The organism is Microbacterium paludicola (genome assembly GCF_039529675.1).
Classification (GTDB): Bacteria; Actinomycetota; Actinomycetes; order Actinomycetales; family Microbacteriaceae; genus Microbacterium; species Microbacterium paludicola.
On sequence record NZ_BAAANG010000035.1, the window covers coordinates 67297 to 83373 of the forward strand.

Annotated in this window: 9 protein-coding genes, 1 tRNA gene and 1 other RNA gene; 5 read left to right on the top strand and 6 right to left on the bottom strand. The window is 72.1% G+C overall.

The genetic code is table 11. The features are described from left to right. Positions 1-4: 4 nt before the first annotated feature. The 3 genes from ABD161_RS13705 to ffs all read right to left on the bottom strand — a co-directional run bounded on the left by ABD161_RS13705 (position 5) and on the right by ffs (position 4101). The gene (locus tag ABD161_RS13705) at positions 5-1228 is read right to left on the bottom strand and encodes an acetate/propionate family kinase (RefSeq protein WP_344004060.1); all 1224 of its coding nucleotides are present in this window, start codon (positions 1226-1228) and stop codon (positions 5-7) included. 157 nt (positions 1229-1385) lie between these two features. Next, on the bottom strand, positions 1386-3500 hold the full coding sequence (pta, locus tag ABD161_RS13710; RefSeq protein WP_344004063.1) for a phosphate acetyltransferase: 2115 nt from the start codon (positions 3498-3500) through the stop codon (positions 1386-1388). 504 nt (positions 3501-4004) lie between these two features. Beyond that, positions 4005-4101, bottom strand: an RNA gene (gene ffs, locus ABD161_RS13715) — signal recognition particle sRNA small type. 133 nt (positions 4102-4234) lie between these two features. On the opposite strand from ffs, the gene ABD161_RS13720 reads away from it, so the two are divergent. From ABD161_RS13720 to ABD161_RS13730, 3 genes are read left to right on the top strand one after another with little or no spacing between them, the layout of a single operon-like run. Beyond that, positions 4235-5206 carry an AAA family ATPase gene (locus ABD161_RS13720; protein ID WP_344004066.1) on the top strand — a complete coding sequence of 324 codons (972 nt, stop codon included), beginning with the start codon at positions 4235-4237 and terminating at the stop codon, positions 5204-5206. A 13-nt stretch (positions 5207-5219) separates the two neighbouring features. Continuing rightward, positions 5220-6476 carry a DUF58 domain-containing protein gene (locus ABD161_RS13725; protein ID WP_344004069.1) on the top strand — a complete coding sequence of 419 codons (1257 nt, stop codon included), beginning with the start codon at positions 5220-5222 and terminating at the stop codon, positions 6474-6476. Positions 6477-6482: 6 nt separating this feature from the next. Beyond that, a complete protein-coding gene (locus ABD161_RS13730) occupies positions 6483-8789 on the top strand; it encodes a transglutaminase TgpA family protein (protein ID WP_344004072.1) in 2307 nt (768 codons plus the stop codon). A gap of 487 nt (positions 8790-9276) precedes the next feature. Here the strand turns inward: ABD161_RS13730 and ABD161_RS13735 are convergent. Together ABD161_RS13735 and ABD161_RS13740 are read right to left on the bottom strand one after the other, a co-directional pair. Next, a tRNA-Ser gene (locus ABD161_RS13735) sits at positions 9277-9365 on the bottom strand. 159 nt (positions 9366-9524) lie between these two features. Continuing rightward, complete coding sequence (locus ABD161_RS13740; RefSeq protein WP_344004075.1) at positions 9525-10973, bottom strand: helix-turn-helix domain-containing protein; 1449 nt, start codon at positions 10971-10973, stop codon at positions 9525-9527. 145 nt (positions 10974-11118) lie between these two features. Here ABD161_RS13740 and aceA point away from each other — a divergent pair, with 145 nt between their 5' ends. Together aceA and aceB are read left to right on the top strand one after the other, a co-directional pair. After that, complete coding sequence (gene aceA, locus ABD161_RS13745; protein WP_344004078.1) at positions 11119-12423, top strand: isocitrate lyase; 1305 nt, start codon at positions 11119-11121, stop codon at positions 12421-12423. A gap of 43 nt (positions 12424-12466) precedes the next feature. Beyond that, positions 12467-14134 carry a malate synthase A gene (gene aceB / locus ABD161_RS13750; RefSeq protein WP_344004081.1) on the top strand — a complete coding sequence of 556 codons (1668 nt, stop codon included), beginning with the start codon at positions 12467-12469 and terminating at the stop codon, positions 14132-14134. Positions 14135-14635: 501 nt separating this feature from the next. Here aceB and ABD161_RS13755 read toward each other — a convergent pair. After that, positions 14636-16012, bottom strand: coding sequence for an HNH endonuclease signature motif containing protein (locus ABD161_RS13755; RefSeq protein WP_344004084.1), 1377 nt, complete (start codon positions 16010-16012; stop codon positions 14636-14638). Positions 16013-16077 lie beyond the last annotated feature (65 nt).

The window sequence follows — 16077 nt, forward strand, 5'->3', positions numbered from 1 at the left end:
CCTCCTACGTCGCGGACGCCAGGGTCTGGCGCGCGATCTCGAGCTCCTCGTTCGTGGGGACGACCAGCACAGCGACCCTCGAGTCGTCGGTCGAGATGCGGCGAGCGCCGCGCTCGCGGGCCGTGTTGCGCTCGGGGTTGAGCTCGACACCCGCGAAGCCGAGGGTCTCGACGGCGGCCGCGCGGATCGCGGCGTCGTTCTCGCCGACGCCCGCGGTGAACGAGATCACGTCCACGCCACCGAGCTGCGCGATGTACGCGCCGGCGTAGGCGCGGAGGCGATGGATGTACACGTCGAACGCCAGCTGGGCACCCTCGTCGCCGGCCCCGCGCCGCGCCGCGAGGTCGCGCATGTCGGTCACTCCCGCGAGGCCCAGGATGCCGCTGTTCTTGTTGAGCAGCCGGTCGAGGTCGTCGATCGACATCGATGCGCGCCGGGCGAGGTGGAGAAGCACGGCCGGATCCAGGTCGCCCGAGCGCGTGCCCATCACGAGCCCCTCGAGCGGCGTCAGCCCCATCGACGTCTCGACCGAGCGGCCTCCGTCGATCGCGGTGACCGACGCGCCGTTGCCGAGGTGGAAGACGATCTGCTTCAGCTCGGCGAGGTCGCGGCCGAGGAACTCGGCCGCCGTCGCGCTGACATACGAGTGGCTCGTGCCGTGGAAGCCGTAGCGCCGGATGCGGTGCCGCTCGGCGAGCTCGCGGTCGATCGCGTAGGTGTACGCCGCGGCGGGCAGCGTCTGGTGGAACGCCGTGTCGAACACGGCGACGTGCGGGATGTCCGCGAAGGCGCGGCGAGCGGCCCGGATCCCCTGCAGGGCGCCGGGGTTGTGCAGCGGCGCGAGCACCGACAGCTCGTCGATGTTGATCTCGACGAGGTCGGTGATGACCGTCGCCTCGAAGAACCGCGCCCCGCCGTGGACGACGCGGTGCCCGACCGCCACGGGCGGGTGGTCGTCGAGCGAGGGCCCGTGCTCGGCGAACGCGTCGAGCATGAGTGCGAAGCCGGCCGTGTGATCCGGGATCGGCCGCTCGATCTGATGCGTCGAGTCGAGCACCGCCGGGGCCGGCTGCCCCGGCTCGGCGTGGAAGCGCACCGTGTGCGTGGCGACGCCGGTGTCCTCGCCGATCCGCTCGACGAGCCCCGACGCGAGCACGCGCTCGTGGGCCATGTCGAGCAGCTGGTACTTGAACGACGACGACCCGCTGTTGACGACGAGGACGATCATTCTTTTCCTTTCGATCGCACGCTTCGGGGCCGCAAGCGGCACCCTCGCGAGCGATGGCGCTGTCGCTGCGCTCCATCGCCGGCTCGCGCTCCGCGCTCGCGGGGCCGCATCCGCGGCACGCTCGCTTCGCTCGCACCGAGGCCGACCGTCGACCGGATCACGCGCGCCCATCCCCCTGGGCCTGGATCGCGGTGATCGCGACCGTGTTGACGATGTCGCTCACGAGCGCGCCGCGCGAGAGGTCGTTGATCGGCTTGTTGAGACCCTGCAGCACCGGCCCGATGGCGACCGCGCCGGCCGAGCGCTGCACCGCCTTGTAGGTGTTGTTGCCCGTGTTGAGGTCGGGGAAGACGAACACCGTCGCCCGGCCGGCCACGGCGGATCCAGGAAGCTTCGCCTTCGCCACCGCGGCGTCGGCGGCCGCGTCGTACTGGATCGGGCCCTCGATCGGCAGCTCGGGAGCGCGCTCCCGGGCGAGCTGGGTCGCGAGGCGCACCTTGTCGACGTCGGCACCCGATCCGCTCTCCCCGGTGGAGTACGACAGCATCGCCACGCGCGGTTCGACCCCGAACTGTGCGGCCGTCGCCGCCGACGAGATCGCGATGTCCGCGAGCTGCTCGCTCGTCGGATCCGGGATCACCGCGCAGTCGCCGTAGACCAGCACGCGGTCGGCGAGGGCCATCAGGAACACGCTCGAGACGACCGACACCCCGGGCTTCGTCTTGATGATCTCGAACGCGGGCCGGATGGTGTGCGCCGTCGTGTGCGCGGCTCCCGACACCATGCCGTCGGCGAGCCCCAGGTGCACCATCATCGTGCCGAAGTACGACACGTCGGTGATGGTGTCGGCCGCCTTCTCGTAGGTGACGCCCTTGTGGGCGCGCAGCTTCGCGTACTCGGTCGCGAAGCGCTCGACGAGCTGCGGGTCGAAGGGGCTCAGCAGGTGCGCGTCGGAGAGGTCGATCCCGAGCTCGGTCGCCCGGGCGGCGATCGCGTCGGGGTCCCCGAGGATCGTGAGCTCGGCGACGCCGCGCGTCAGCAGCGAGGCGGCGGCCCTCAGCACGCGGTCGTCGTCGCCCTCGGGCAGCACGATGTGGCGGCGGTCGGCGCGGGCGCGCTCGAGCAGCCCGTACTCGAACATCAGCGGCGTCACGACGGTCGCCTGGGCCACGCCCAGCACGCGCGTGAGCTCGGCGGTGTCGACGTGCTGCTCGAACAGGGCGAGCGCGGTGTCGAAGCGGCGACCGGATCCGGATGCGCGCCCGCGCGCGCCCATCACGCGGACGGACGTCGCGTAGGTGTCGAGATCCGTGGTCACGATGGGGAGGGTGGATCCGAGGCCGTCGATCAGGCGCAGCACGTCCTCCGGCACGGGGAACGGGCCGTTCAGGACGACGCCGGTGAGCTTCGGGAACGTGCCCGACTGGTTCGCGAGCAGCGCCGCGACGAGCACCTCGGTGCGGTCGGCGGGGATCACGACCACCGCCCCCTCGCTCAGCCGCGGCAGCACGTTGACCATCGACATGCCCGCGATCACCACGCCGAGCGCCTCGCGCGTGAGCAGCTGCTCGTCGCCCTTGAGCAGCGTGCCGCCGAGCGCGCGCAGGATGTCCTGCATCGACGGCGCGACGAGCATCCGGTCCTCGGGAAGCGCCCACACGGGGACGCCGTCGCCCACCGCCGCGGCGACGGCCGAGGTCGTGTCGGCGAGCTGATCCGGATCGGCGCGGTTCACAACGACCGCGGCGAGCTCGGCACGGCCGCGCTCGAGCTCGGGAAGGGCGAGGTGCGCGAGCTGCGCCATCTCCTCGGGCGTGCGCGCGGTGGTGGTGCCGAGCTGCTCGGCCTGCCCCTGCTGGGCGCGGCCGCCGAGCACGAGCAGCACCGGGGTGCCGAGGTTCGCGGCGATGCGCGCGTTGTAGGCGAGCTCGGCCGGGCTGCCGACGTCGGTGTAGTCGGTGCCGACGACGACGACCGCGTCGCACTGCGCCTCGACGGCCTTGAACCTGCCGACGATCGTGCCGAGTGCCGCCTCGGGATCCGCGCGCACGTCGTCGTAGGTGACGCCGACGCACTCGTCGTAGTCGAGGTCGACGCCGTCGTGGCCGAGCAGCAGCTCGAGGACGTAGTCGCGCTCCACCGTGGATCGCGCGATGGGCCGGAACACCCCCACCTTCGGCGTCACCCGGCTGAGGGCGTCGAGCACCCCGAGCGCGATGGTGGACTTGCCGGAGTGCCCCTCCGCGGAGGTGATGTAGATGCTCCTCGCCACGCCGCCAGCCTACGTCCGCGCGGGGTGGCCGGGACAGGGGCGCCCCCGGTTGCTGAGCGACCGCCGCGGAGCCGCCCGTCCGTGCGAGCCGGTCATCTCGACTCGCAAGCTCGCTCGATAACCGGGGTGCGGTACTCGCAGAGGTGCGGCAAACGCACCGAATGCGGGGCGGAAAGGTGCACACGCCGCACGTTTACCCCACCGGTTGCTGAGCGAGCGCCAGCGAGCCGAAGCGACCGGCCCGAAGCGACCCACCCGTGCGAGCCGTCATCTCGACTCGCAAGCTCGCTCGATAACCGGGGTTGGGGCAACGCACCTGTGCCCCCGTGCGAACGAAGTGAGCGTGGAGCGAAGCGACCAACTCAGCGCGAAGCGCTGCCGCAGCGGAGCGTCAGCGACGGTGCCTCGCTCGCGAGTGCCGGCGCGGAGCGTCGGCGCGAGCGTGCGAGCCGCTTCTGAAGAAAACGGTGCGAGCCGCTCCTGAAAAGAACTGCCGCTCCTAAATAAAAAGACTCTCCGCGTACCCGACAGAGCCTGGTTACCCTTGCTACGTTTCCGTCCTGGGGGAGTTGGCCTGGATGTCGCCACGCGGAGAGCTTGGTCCAGTTTAGACGACGCGCGGCGATCCGGCACATCGGGCAGGCGCGGACCGGCTCTTCTCGGGGCAAGATGTACCCAAGACGCGCAGAGACGACGGGATCGATCCGGCGGATGCGCCGAGATCGAGGAGCAGGATGACCGAGCCGATCACCGCGGAGCGCTTCCAGGAGGCGACGGACGGCATCATCCGTTCCGTCAGCTCCGTGATCGATGGGAAGCCGCAGGCAGTGCGGTCGGCTCTCGTCGCGCTGCTTGCCGAGGGGCACCTGCTGATCGAGGACGTGCCGGGCGTCGGGAAGACGGTGCTGGCGCGGGCGATGGCGGCGTCGATCCACGCGAGGGTGCGGCGCGTGCAGTTCACGCCCGACCTGCTGCCGAGCGACGTGACGGGCGTGTCCGTGTTCAACCCGGGCACGCGCGAGTTCAGCTTCACGCCCGGGGCGGTGTTCGCGAACATCGTGATCGCGGATGAGATCAACCGCTCCTCCCCCAAGACGCAGTCGGCGCTGCTCGAGGCGATGGAGGAGCGGCAGGTGACGGTCGACGGCACGTCTCACGTGCTGCCGGATCCGTTCCTCGTGGTCGCGACGCAGAATCCGCTCGAGATGGAGGGCACCTACCCGCTCCCCGAAGCGCAGCGCGACCGCTTTATGCTGCGCATCTCGATGGGGTACCCCGACGCGCAGGCCGAGGCGCTGATGCTGCGCCAGCGCGACACGCAGAACCCGCTGGCGGCGCTTCGTCCGGCCGTGACGATCGACGACGTGTCGGCGCTGATCCGGTTCGCCCGGTCGGTGCACGTCGCGCCGACGATCGAGGAGTACGCGGTCGCCCTGGCGCAGGCGACCCGCTCGGACCCCGAGCTTCGCCTCGGCGCGTCCCCGCGCGCGACGCTGCAGCTGGTGCGGGCGGCGAAGGTGTGGGCGGCGCTCGACGGACGCTCGTTCGTCATCCCCGACGACGTCACCGACCTGCTCGAGCCGGTGTTCGCGCACCGGCTCATCGCCTCCCGTTCGGCGTCGGGCGCCCATCGCGCGGGAGACCCGGTGCCGCAGATCCTCGGGCGGATCGCGGCGTCCGTCCGGGTGCCGCTCGCGGTGCGCTGATCCGGATCCGGACATGTCCCCCGCCTCGTCCTCCCGCTCTCTCGGCGGCGCGCCGCTGACCCTGCGCGGGGCGGGAGCGGTGGCGCTGGGCGTGGCCCTGCTGATCGCCGCGTCGAGCCTCGGGCGGGTGGAACTCGCGGTCTTCGGCCTCGCGCTGCTGCTGCTGACGGCCGGCGGATGGCTGAGCCTGCGTCTGGCGGGCCGGGTGACGGATGTCGACCGCTCGCTGACGACGGACGTGGCGAGCGTCGGCGGCATCTCGACGGTCGAGGCGCGGCTGCTGCTGTCGGCGCGGCCGGTGCCCGGCGGCACGTGGCGCGACGGCCTGCCCGACTTCGCGGTGCGCGCGATAGCGACCGAGGCGTCGCCGAACGGTGCCACCGGCGAGCTGCCGCCGGGCGGGCGCGGCATCCTGCACGTGTCCTATGCCGTGATGGGCATGCGTCGCGGTCGGCACACGATCGGGCCGCTGCAGACCGCGGCGGTCGACCCGTTCGGCCTCACCCGTCGCCGCACGACCATCGGGATGCGCACCCCCGTCACGATCGTCCCCGCGGTCATCCCGCTCGCGGCCCTGCCGGGGTCGCCGGGCGCCAGCGGCAGCTCGCAGCTCACGACCGGCCGGCACGGGCAGGGCGCGGACAACCTCATCCCGCGCCCGTATGCGCCGGGCGACTCGATGCGCCGCATCCACTGGCGGGCGTCGGCACACCACGGCTCGTTCATGGTGCGCGAGGAGGAGCGGGAGACGACGCCGCGCGCCATCATCGTGTTCAGCCGCGGCGCCGAGCGCTGGGGCTCCGCCGCTCCGCACGGCACCGACGAGGGCTTCGAGGCGGCCATCACGCTGTGCGTCTCGGCGGCGTGGAGCCTGGCGCGCGACGGATATTCCGTGAGCGTGATGGACAGCGACGGCGCCGTGATCGGCCTCGTCGAGTCGCACGAGGAGATGTCCGATCTGCTCGTCGCCTTCGCCGGGATCGCCCCGCGCGGGGAGGACACCCTCGCGCGTCTCTCGACCGCGGTCGGCAACTGGTCGGGGGCGCCGGTCATCCTCGTCACCGGTCGCCTCGACGCCCAGGACGTGGCCGACCTCGGACCGGTCGCCGCGCAGTCGTCCCACGCGGTGCTGCTCGCGGGGGATCCGCGCGGCGACGCCCTCGACCGCGCGGCCCGCGCCGGATGGCACGCGGCCCGGCTCGGGGGCGATGTCGAGGCGGCGTGGCTCACGGCGACGCGGCCCGACGAGGACACGCGGTTCGAGGGGTGAACGCGCATGCCGGTCGCTGAGGCTCCCCCCGCCACGCGCGAGTCGCTGCAGCGACTGTGCCCGGCCGGCCGCCCCGACGAGCGTCGCACGCCACCCCGCGGCGTGCGGGGCGACCTCGAGCTGACGCTCGGCGTCGCGGCCGCCACGATCGCCGCGATGCTGCCGATCGGCCGGCTCGTCGAGCCGGGATGGATGCCCGGCGCGGTCGCGACCATCCTGGTTGTGCTGTTCGCGGGCTATCTGCTGCGCCGGATGGGGCTTCCCGGCATCGTCGCCGCGGTGGGCGAGCTCCTGGTGTGGGCGGTGTGCGCGACCCTGGCCCTCGGGCACGACGACGCGCTGCTTGGCTTCCTTCCCACCCTCGACCTGCTCCAGGATCTGCCGCGGGTGCTCGACCTCGTCGGGGTGGAGGTCGTCGAGGGCGTCGCCCCGATCGATCCCAGCCGCGAGTTCGCGTTCGTGCTGATCGCGGCGGGCGGGTTCCTCGCCTTCTGCATCGGGCACGTCGTGCGCGACGTCCGCCTGCCGCTGCTTGCCGCCGTGGTGCTGATCACGGTGTTCGCCATCCCGCAGCTCGCGGTGCCGGGCGATCCCGACTTCGTCGCCGCCGTGTTCCTGATCGCGGCGATCCTCTGGCTCGTCCGCGCCGAGATCCGCGCTCGCCGGCCCGGGATGGAGGCCGGCCCCGTCGCGTCGACGTGGGCGGGCATCCTCGGGGTGGGGTCGGTCGTGGCGGCGCTCATCCTGTCGCCGATGGTGCCGCTCGCGGCGCCCACGGGCGGCGGCGTCGGGCGCACCTCGACCATCTCGGCGACGCTGGACCTCGGCGACGACCTGCGCCGCCCCGCCGACGTCGAGGTGCTGCGGCTGCGCACCGACGCCCCCTCGCCGCCGTACCTGCGCGTCGCGACCCTCACCCGGTTCGACGGCATCACATGGGCCCCGGATGAGGGCACGCCGCTGAGCGACCTCGCCTTCCCGCCTCTCGCGCGGGGCGGTGAGGTGACGGAGCGGACGACCTCGGTGGAGATCACGCGCCTGACCGGCAGCTACCTGCCGGTGCCGTATCCGGCCACGGCGGTCGAGGGGGTGCAGGGTCAGTGGACCGCGGACGGGCTGAACCGCACGGTCCGCAGCGCGTCGGCGAGCGCGCTCGGGCAGCGGTATGTCGTGACGTCGCAGGAGCCGCAGATCACCCGCGAGGAGGCCCGCGCGGTCATGCCGCGGCGCGACGGGCCGATCGATGCGATGTTCGCGATCCCGCCCGGCGACGATCCCGAGTTCCATCCCGGCTCGACGGTGCTGCCCGAGGGCGGCGTCGACGAGGACATCCGCGCCGCGGCGCTGGAGGCGATCGGCGACGCCACCACCGCGTACGACGCCCTCATCGCCATGCAGTCGTGGTTCCGCCTCGACGGCGGATTCTCCTACTCGCTCGATGCCCCCGTGGAGGAGGGCTTCGACGGATCCGGGATGGACGCGATCGACCGGTTCCTCGACGTGCGCAGCGGGTACTGCGTGCACTTCGCCTCGACCTTCGCGGTCATGGCGCGCTCTCTCGGCATCCCCTCGCGGGTCGTCGTGGGCTTCCTCCCGGGCGACGCGACGGGCGAGGAGGTCGACGACCAGGATGTGTACGCGGTCCTCGGCTCGCAGCTTCACGCGTGGCCGGAGGCGTACCTCGACGGGATCGGCTGGGTGCCGTTCGAGCCGACCGTCGGGCTCGGGTCTCCCACGTCGCTGCGCTCGGCGACCGCGCCGGGCACCACGCCGTCGGACGCCCCGGCCCCGTCCTCGGCGCCGACGCCCGCACCGACCTCGTCGCGCGACGTCGACCGCGGCGACGCGGCCGGCGGCGCTCCGACGGGCGCGGCGTTCAACCCCGCCGACCTGCTGCGCTGGCTCGCGATCGCGGTGGGCGCGATCATCCTGCTGGCGCTGCCCGCCGCCGTCCGCGCGGTCCGCTGGACCGTCCGCCTGGCGGCCGCGCGCCGCGGCGACGCGGGAGCCGCCTGGCGGGAGCTGCAGGATCTGGTGATCGACGCCGGCTACTCCGTGGACGAGAGCGAGTCGCCGCGCGCGTTCGCCGCGCACCTGACCCGTGAGAACGGCGTCGCCCCGGACATCCTGGATCCGCTGGTGAGGGCGATCGAGCGCGCGAGCTTCGCTCCCCCGGACGGATCGGCGGGGCCGGATCTTGCCCGCTCGCTCACGCGGGTGCGCCACGCGCTGCTTCCGGCGGGGCGTGAGCGCCTGCGCGCCTCGCTGCTGCCGCGGTCGCTGGCGGTGCGCCCGCGCGTCACGAGCCGCTGAGCGCCCGCACCCCGGTTATCGAGCGAGCGGCGTAGGGCCGGTCGCTTCGACTCGCTGGCGCTCGCTCAGCAACCGGTGGGCGGGGCAAAGGTGCGGCGTGTGCATCTGCCGGTTATCGAGCGAGCGGAGCGAGCCGAGATGACGGCTCGCACAGACACGCGGCCTCGGGTCGGTCGCTTCGGCTCGCTCGCGCTCGCTCAGCAACCGGTGCGGCGGCACAGGTCCTTTGCCCCACCCCGGTTATCGAGCGAGCGGAGCGAGCCGAGATGACGGCTCGCACGGACCCGCGGCCTCGCGTGGTCGCTTCGGCTCGCTCGCGCTCGCTCAGCAACCGGTCGGCGGCACAGGCCCTTTGCCCCCACCCCGGTTATCGAGCGAGCGGAGCGAGTCGAGATGACGGCTCGCACGGACACGCGGCCTCGGCTCGGTCGCTTCGGATGAGACGGGAGAAGCCCCGCACCGGATGCCGGTGCGGGGCTGCTGAGAGCGGAAGCGACAGGATTTGAACCTGCGAGACGAGTTACCCCGCCTACATGGATTCCAGCCATGCTCCTTCGGCCGCTCGGACACGCTTCCAAAGGGCGACTTTATCACGCGGCCCTGCGCGTCCGATCCGGCTCGCACCCAGCACCGACCGCGCGTCCCGACCTCAGGGGACGGGGTGCGGATGTCGCCTCGCGCCGCCGGCAGGCGCACTTCCGTCGCGCCTCCCCTGACGGCGGCACCCCGCGAGCCTCACCCGACCGGGGCGTTGCGCTCGAGGAACTCGTACACCTCGGTCGTGTCGACGCCCGGGAAGGATCCGGTCGGCAGGGTCGCCAGAAGCGTGCGCGGGGTGCCGACGTGCGGCCACGCGCCGTCGCGCCAGGTCTCCTCGAGATCGGCGGGCGGGCGGCGGCAGCACACCTCGACGGAGTGGCGCGACAGCCCGCGGTTGGGGGTGTCGCGGCCGACGAACCACTTGGTGTCCTCGAACCGCACGCCGACGCTGACCGAGTGCGCGCCCTGGGCCGAGTGCTCCACGCGCGCGGTGCACCAGTACGTGCCGTTGCCCGTGTCGGTGTACTGGTAGTACGGGTTGAAGCGGTCGTCCATCGTGAACACAACCCGGCTCGTCCACCGGCGGCAGCACATCTGCCCCTCGATCGCGCCGAGCTGATCCGAGGGAAAGTTCACGTCGTCGTTCTCGTACGCCTTCGTGATCGTCCCCGATTCGTGAACCTTCAGGAAGTGCACCGGGATGCCGAGGTGCCGGGTCGCGAGGTTCGTGAACCGGTGCGCGGCGGTCTCGTACGAGACCGAGTAGGTGTCGCGGAGGTCCTCGATCGAGATCGCCTTGCGCTTCTTCGCGTCCTGCAGCACCTCGACCGCGTGCTGCTCGGGCATGAGCAGGGCGCCGGCGAGGTAGTTCTGCTCGACGCGTTGGCGCAGGAACTCGGCGTAGTCGGTCGGCTCGGCGTGCCCGAGCACGCGGGCGGTGAGGGCCTGCAGCACGGCGGTGCGCGGGTCGCCGCGGTGCCGGTCGGACAGGTAGAGCCGGCCGTGCTTGAGGTCGAGCACGCTGCGCGTCGTCTGCGGCAGGTCGGGCACGTGGTGGATGGTGAATCCCAGGTGTGAGGCGATGTCGCTCGTCGCGCGCTGGGTCAGCGGTCCGTCCGTGTGCCCGGCCGCGCGCAGCAGCTCGTGCGCGGCCTTCTCGAGCTCGGGGAAGTGGTTCCCCTGCCGGCGCATGAGCTTGCGCAGCTCGACGTTCGCCCGCCGCGCCTGCTCGGGCGTGGCCGAGCGCTCGTCGTGGAGCCGGTCGATCTCCCCCGCCAGGCGCAGGATGGTGCGCAGCACGTCATCCGGGGTCGACTTCGGGATGCGGAAGGGGCTGATCCCGAGCGCCTGCAGCCGGGCGCCGCGCAGCGCGCGCTCGACGCCGATCTCGAGCGCGTCGCGCTCGTCGAGCGGCTCGGCCTGCAGCAGCGCGTCCATCGTGGTGCCGAGGGCCTTGGCGATCGCCCGGAGCATCGAGAGCTTCGGCTCGCGCCGGCCGTTCTCGATCATCGACAGCTGGCTCGGCGCGCGGCCGACCTGAGCGGCGAGCGCCTCGAGCGTCATCCCGCGCTCTCCGCGGAGCTGGCGGATCCGTCGTCCGACCGCGAGCGCGTCCGCTTCGTCCAGTTCTTCATCGAGCTGCATGCCGGAGATTCTGCCACAGAGATCCGGATTGCAGAAAGAGGACGGATCTTCTGCGCACGACTTTGGTTCGGATGCCGCGTCCTTCGCGCATCGTGGGTTCACCAGCCCCTTCCGCGGGCATCCACCCAGAACGAGGAGCACGATGATGAGCACCCCTTCGCAGCCGGCCCGTCCCGGCGACCAGGTCCAGACGGCCGACGACCTCCGCCTCGAGTGGAGCGCCGACCCGCGGTGGAACGGCGTCCGCCGCGACTACACGGCCGAGGACGTCATCCGCCTCCGCGGCAGCGTCCGCGAGGAGGCGACGCTCGCCCGCCGCGGCGCCGAGCTGCTGTGGGAGCGGCTCGGTTCGGACGAGTACGTCCGAGCCCTCGGCGCCCTCACCGGCAACCAGGCCGTGCAGCAGGTGCGCGCGGGGCTGAAGGCGATCTACCTGTCGGGCTGGCAGGTCGCGGCCGACGCGAACCTGTCGGGTCAGACGTACCCCGACCAGTCGCTGTACCCGGCGAACTCCGTGCCGGCCGTCGTGCGGCGCATCAACAACGCGCTGCTGCGCCAGGATCAGCTCGAGACGGCCGAGGGCAAGCGCACGCGCGACTGGATGGCCCCGATCGTCGCCGACGCGGAGGCAGGGTTCGGCGGGCCCCTCAACGCGTACGAGCTCGCCCACTCGATGATCCAGGCGGGCGCGGCGGGCATCCACTGGGAGGACCAGCTCGCGAGCGAGAAGAAGTGCGGCCACCTGGGCGGCAAGGTGCTGGTGCCGACGCAGCAGCACATCCGCACGCTCAACGCGGCCCGTCTCGCGGCGGACGTCGCCGGCGTCCCGACCATCCAGATCGCCCGCACGGATGCGCTCGCGGCGGATCTGCTGACGAGCGACGTGGACGAGCGCGACCGCGCGTTCACCACGGGCGAGCGCACGAGCGAGGGCTTCTATCGGGTGCGCAACGGGATCGAGCCGGTCATCTCGCGCGGCCTCGCGTACGCCCCGTACGCCGACCTGCTGTGGGTCGAGACGGGCACGCCCGACATCGAGCTCGCGCGGGAGTTCGCCGCGGCCGTGCACGCCGAGTTCCCGGGCAAGATGCTCGCCTACAACTGCTCGCCGAGCTTCAACTGGCACCGGGCGCTGACCGATACGCAGATCGCCTCGTTCCAGGACGACCTGGCGGAGCTCGGGTACCGGTTCCAGTTCATCACCCTGGCCGGCTTCCATGCGCTGAACCACTCGATGTACCAGCTGTCGCGGAAGTACGCAGAGTCGGGAATGACGGCGTACGTCGAGCTGCAGGACGCCGAGTTCGCGGCCGAGGCCGACGGCTACACCGCCACCAAGCACCAGCGAGAGGTCGGCACGGGGTACTTCGACCACGTGTCGACGGCGCTCAACCCCTCGAGCGCCACCCTCGCCCTCGTCGGCTCCACCGAGGCCGACCAGTTCCACTGAGCCGAACCAGGTTCATCCATTTCGAGACTCTCTGGAGGACATCATGACCATCACCGACATCGCTCCCCCGCCCCGCGCGTTCCGCGCCGAGCCCGAGCCCGACCGCATCACCCCGACGCTCACCGTCGTCGGCCCGCTGCACGAGCGCTACGAGGAGATCCTCACGGGCGAGGCGCTCGCGTTCGTCGCGGCGCTTCACGAGCTGTTCGCCGGCGCGCGGTACGACCGCCTCGCCGACCGGATGCGCCACGGCTACGAGATCGGCAACGGCCGCGACCCGCGGTTCCGCGACGACACGGCCCGCATCCGCGAGGACTCCTCGTGGCGGGTGGCGGGCCCCGGCCCCGGCCTGGAGGACCGCCGCGTCGAGATCACGGGGCCGACGGACCCGCGGATGACGATCAACGCCCTCAACTCGGGCGCCCACGTCTGGCTCGCCGACCAGGAGGATGCCACGAGCCCCACCTGGCGCAACGTCATCGGCGGCCAGCTGTCGCTGCGCGACGCCATCCGCGGGCAGCTGTCGTTCACATCGCCCGAGGGCAAGCGCTACGAGGTGACGGCCGAGCGGACGCCCACCATCGTGATGCGGCCGCGTGGGTGGCACCTCGAGGAGCACCACATCCACTTCACCGACCGCTACCGGCGGACGATGGCGGCGTCCGGTTCGCTCGTCGACTTCGGCCTGTACGCGTTCCACAACGCTCAGGCGCTGATCGATCAGGGGCGTGGGCCGTACTTCTACCTGCCCAAGATCGAGTCGTCCGAGGAGGCCCGGCTGTGGGATCAGGTCTTCACGTTCACCGAGCAGTACCTCGGGATCCGGCACGGAACCATCCGGGCGACGGTGCTGATCGAGACCCTGCCGGCCGCGTTCGAGATGGAGGAGATCCTGTACGAGCTGCGCGACCACTGCGCGGGGCTCAACGCGGGCCGGTGGGACTACATCTTCTCGATCATCAAGACCTACCGGGGGCGCGGGTCGCGGTTCGTGATGCCCGACCGCAACCAGGTGACGATGACCGTCGACTTCATGCGGGCGTACACCGAGCTGCTCGTGAAGACATGCCACAAGCGCGGCGCCCACGCGATCGGCGGGATGAGCGCGTTCATCCCGAACCGGCGGGACCCGGAGGCCAACGCCCGCGCCCTCGAGCAGGTCGCGGCGGACAAGCGGCGTGAGGCCGGGGACGGGTTCGACGGCACGTGGGTGGCGCACCCGGATCTGATCCCGGTGGCGCGGGCGGAGTTCGACGCCGTGCTCGGCGACCGCCCGAACCAGGTGGACCGCCAGCGCGACGATGTGCAGGTCTACGAGCGGCACCTGCTGAACCTCTGGATCGGCCGGCCGATCACGGATGCCGGTGTTCGCGCGAACGTGTCGGTCGCCCTTCGCTACATCGAGGCGTGGCTGCGGGGTCAGGGCGCGGTGGCGATCGACGGCCTGATGGAGGATGTCGCGACGGCCGAGATCTCGCGCTCGCAGATCTGGCAGTGGATCCGTCAGGAGAAGTCGACCGAGGAGGGGACGCCGATCACCCGCGAGTACGTCTCGTCGCTGGTGGATGAGGTGCTCGCCGAGGTCGACCGCCACGACGGCGACCGCTTCGACGACGCGGCCGAGGTGTTCCGCGACGTGGCGCTCTCGGAGGGGTTCCGACCCTTCCTGACCACCCGCGCCTACGCCGACCATCTGGTCGAGTTGGCGTAGCCCGCTGCCTGCCGCGTTCCCTGGGGCGCCCCGCTGAATCGGTGGGGCGCCCCTTCGCGTGGCGGGCCGGATCGCGGAGGTGCGTGATCGACGCACCGGCGAGGAGCCGAAACGCCTCGACCTCCCCTTGGCACGACCCGCCAGCACGTTGCACCGTTTCGACTCGCTTCGCTCGCTCAACGACCGAGGGAGAAGAGCCGCCCCTCCCCTTCGCTCGCTCAACGACCGAGGGAGAAGAGCCGCCCACTCCCCTTCGCTCGCTCAACGACCGAGGGAGAAGAGCCGCCCACTCCCCTTCGCTCGCTCAACGACCGAGGGAGAAGAGCCGCCCACTCCCCTTCGCTCGCTCAACGACCGAGGGAGAAGAGCCGCCCGCCCCCCTTCGCTCGCTCAACCGCCGAGGGAGAAAGGCCGCCCCCTCGCCTTTGCCCCTCGACCCACGACCGGGTTGCTCCGTTTCGACTCGCGTCGCCCGCTCAGCGACGAACGGGACGCCGCCCCTCACGCCGCCCGGGGTGGGGGGCTCCACATCCACCGGCGCGGTGACTTCGGCCGCAGCTCGACGGGCGGCCCGTCTGGCGGGTGCAGCACGAATGGCCCTGCTCCCTCGCGCGTGATCCGGTGCCTGCGGTGGTGAAGGTTCATGTGGTGGAACCGGCACAGCAGCACTCCGCGGCCGATGTCGGTTCGGCCGCCGTGCGCCTTCCACTCGTCGATGTGGTGCGCCTCGCAATAGGACGCCGGCATCGAGCAGCCGGGCCAGGCGCAGCCGCCGTCACGGACGGCGAGGGCGATGCGCTGCTTCGCGGTGAACAGCCGCTGCTCGCGGCCGACGTCCAGCGGGTTCCCCGCGGGGTCGACGGTGACCTCGCAGAAGCCGGTCGTGCAGATCGCCTGCTCGACCGCGGGCGCCGGCAGCGGGTGACCCCCGTCTTCCGTGTGCCCGACCGGGGCGTCCTTGACGATCACCACCCGCACCCCTGGCTGCCGGGTGCCGAACACCTTCTCGGCGTCGGCGACGGCCCCGGCGCGCAGCACGTCGAGGAGCACGTCGTAGGCGAGCTGCTCGTTGGTGCGCGGGTCATCGACCAGCCTCTTTGCCCGCTCCCGCTCCGCGGAATCCACGAACCGGGGCCCGCCGCGGCGGGGCCGCATGGCGGCGTCGATCACCGACCGCACGGCGGCGCCGCCCTCGTCGTCGAACACCATCTTGGCGTGGTGGACACCGTCCTCGTCGGTCCACATCCGGAACATCCGCCGCTCGAACCGCGCCAGGAACCGCTGCTCGGCCCCCTCCGGATCGAGCTCGTCCCGCACTCCCTGGGCGGCAAGCCGCAGATCCTCGACCGTGCGGTGCGACGCTTCGAGCAGCAGCTGCTCGGCCGCGATCCGCCAGACCTCCTCACCGCTCTCCGGCGGTGTCCCCAACCCGCGCAGGATCGCATCCATCTGCGCCGCGGACAGACCGCCGCGCGACAGCGCGTCACCCAGCGGCGCATGCCAGGGCGGGGCGGCGGGCGCGGCCTCCTCGGCGGCGGGATCCACCGGATCGGCACCCTCCATCAGCGACTGCCCCAGGCGCACCTGCCGCGCTGCCTCTCCCCGGGACCCGCCGGACAGCTCCTGCACGAGGGCGACGGTGTTGCGGTGCCCGCGCGACTGCGCGAGGCCCCCGTGCCCGTCGGCCTGCCGCGAGCGGGTGGCGGCGACGCCGGCCGCCATCGCGCCCACACGGTCTCCGACCCGCGAAAGCGCCGCCGCCCCCTGCATCACCTCGACGACCTCGTCGTCGGAGAGCCCGAGGATCTCGGCGACGTCCGACGGCGCGGCCGACGCCACCGCGTCGACGCATCGCCGGAATTCGCTGAGGAAGTTCATGACCCAAGCATCTCGCCGACCACCGACATTCCGACCCTCTATCCCCAGGTCACACCACAAAACGT

Excerpts from the sequence above, each read along its gene's own strand:
- ABD161_RS13705 (WP_344004060.1), bottom strand. The coding sequence starts at position 1,228 with ATGATCGTCCTCGTCGTCAACAGCGGGTCGTCGTCGTTCAAGTACCAG.
- ABD161_RS13720 (WP_344004066.1), top strand. The coding sequence starts at position 4,235 with ATGACCGAGCCGATCACCGCGGAGCGCTTCCAGGAGGCGACGGACGGC.
- ABD161_RS13725 (WP_344004069.1), top strand. The coding sequence starts at position 5,220 with ATGTCCCCCGCCTCGTCCTCCCGCTCTCTCGGCGGCGCGCCGCTGACC.
- ABD161_RS13730 (WP_344004072.1), top strand. The coding sequence starts at position 6,483 with ATGCCGGTCGCTGAGGCTCCCCCCGCCACGCGCGAGTCGCTGCAGCGA.
- ABD161_RS13740 (WP_344004075.1), bottom strand. The coding sequence starts at position 10,973 with ATGCAGCTCGATGAAGAACTGGACGAAGCGGACGCGCTCGCGGTCGGA.
- aceA (WP_344004078.1), top strand. The coding sequence starts at position 11,119 with ATGAGCACCCCTTCGCAGCCGGCCCGTCCCGGCGACCAGGTCCAGACG.
- aceB (WP_344004081.1), top strand. The coding sequence starts at position 12,467 with ATGACCATCACCGACATCGCTCCCCCGCCCCGCGCGTTCCGCGCCGAG.
- ABD161_RS13755 (WP_344004084.1), bottom strand. The coding sequence starts at position 16,012 with ATGAACTTCCTCAGCGAATTCCGGCGATGCGTCGACGCGGTGGCGTCG.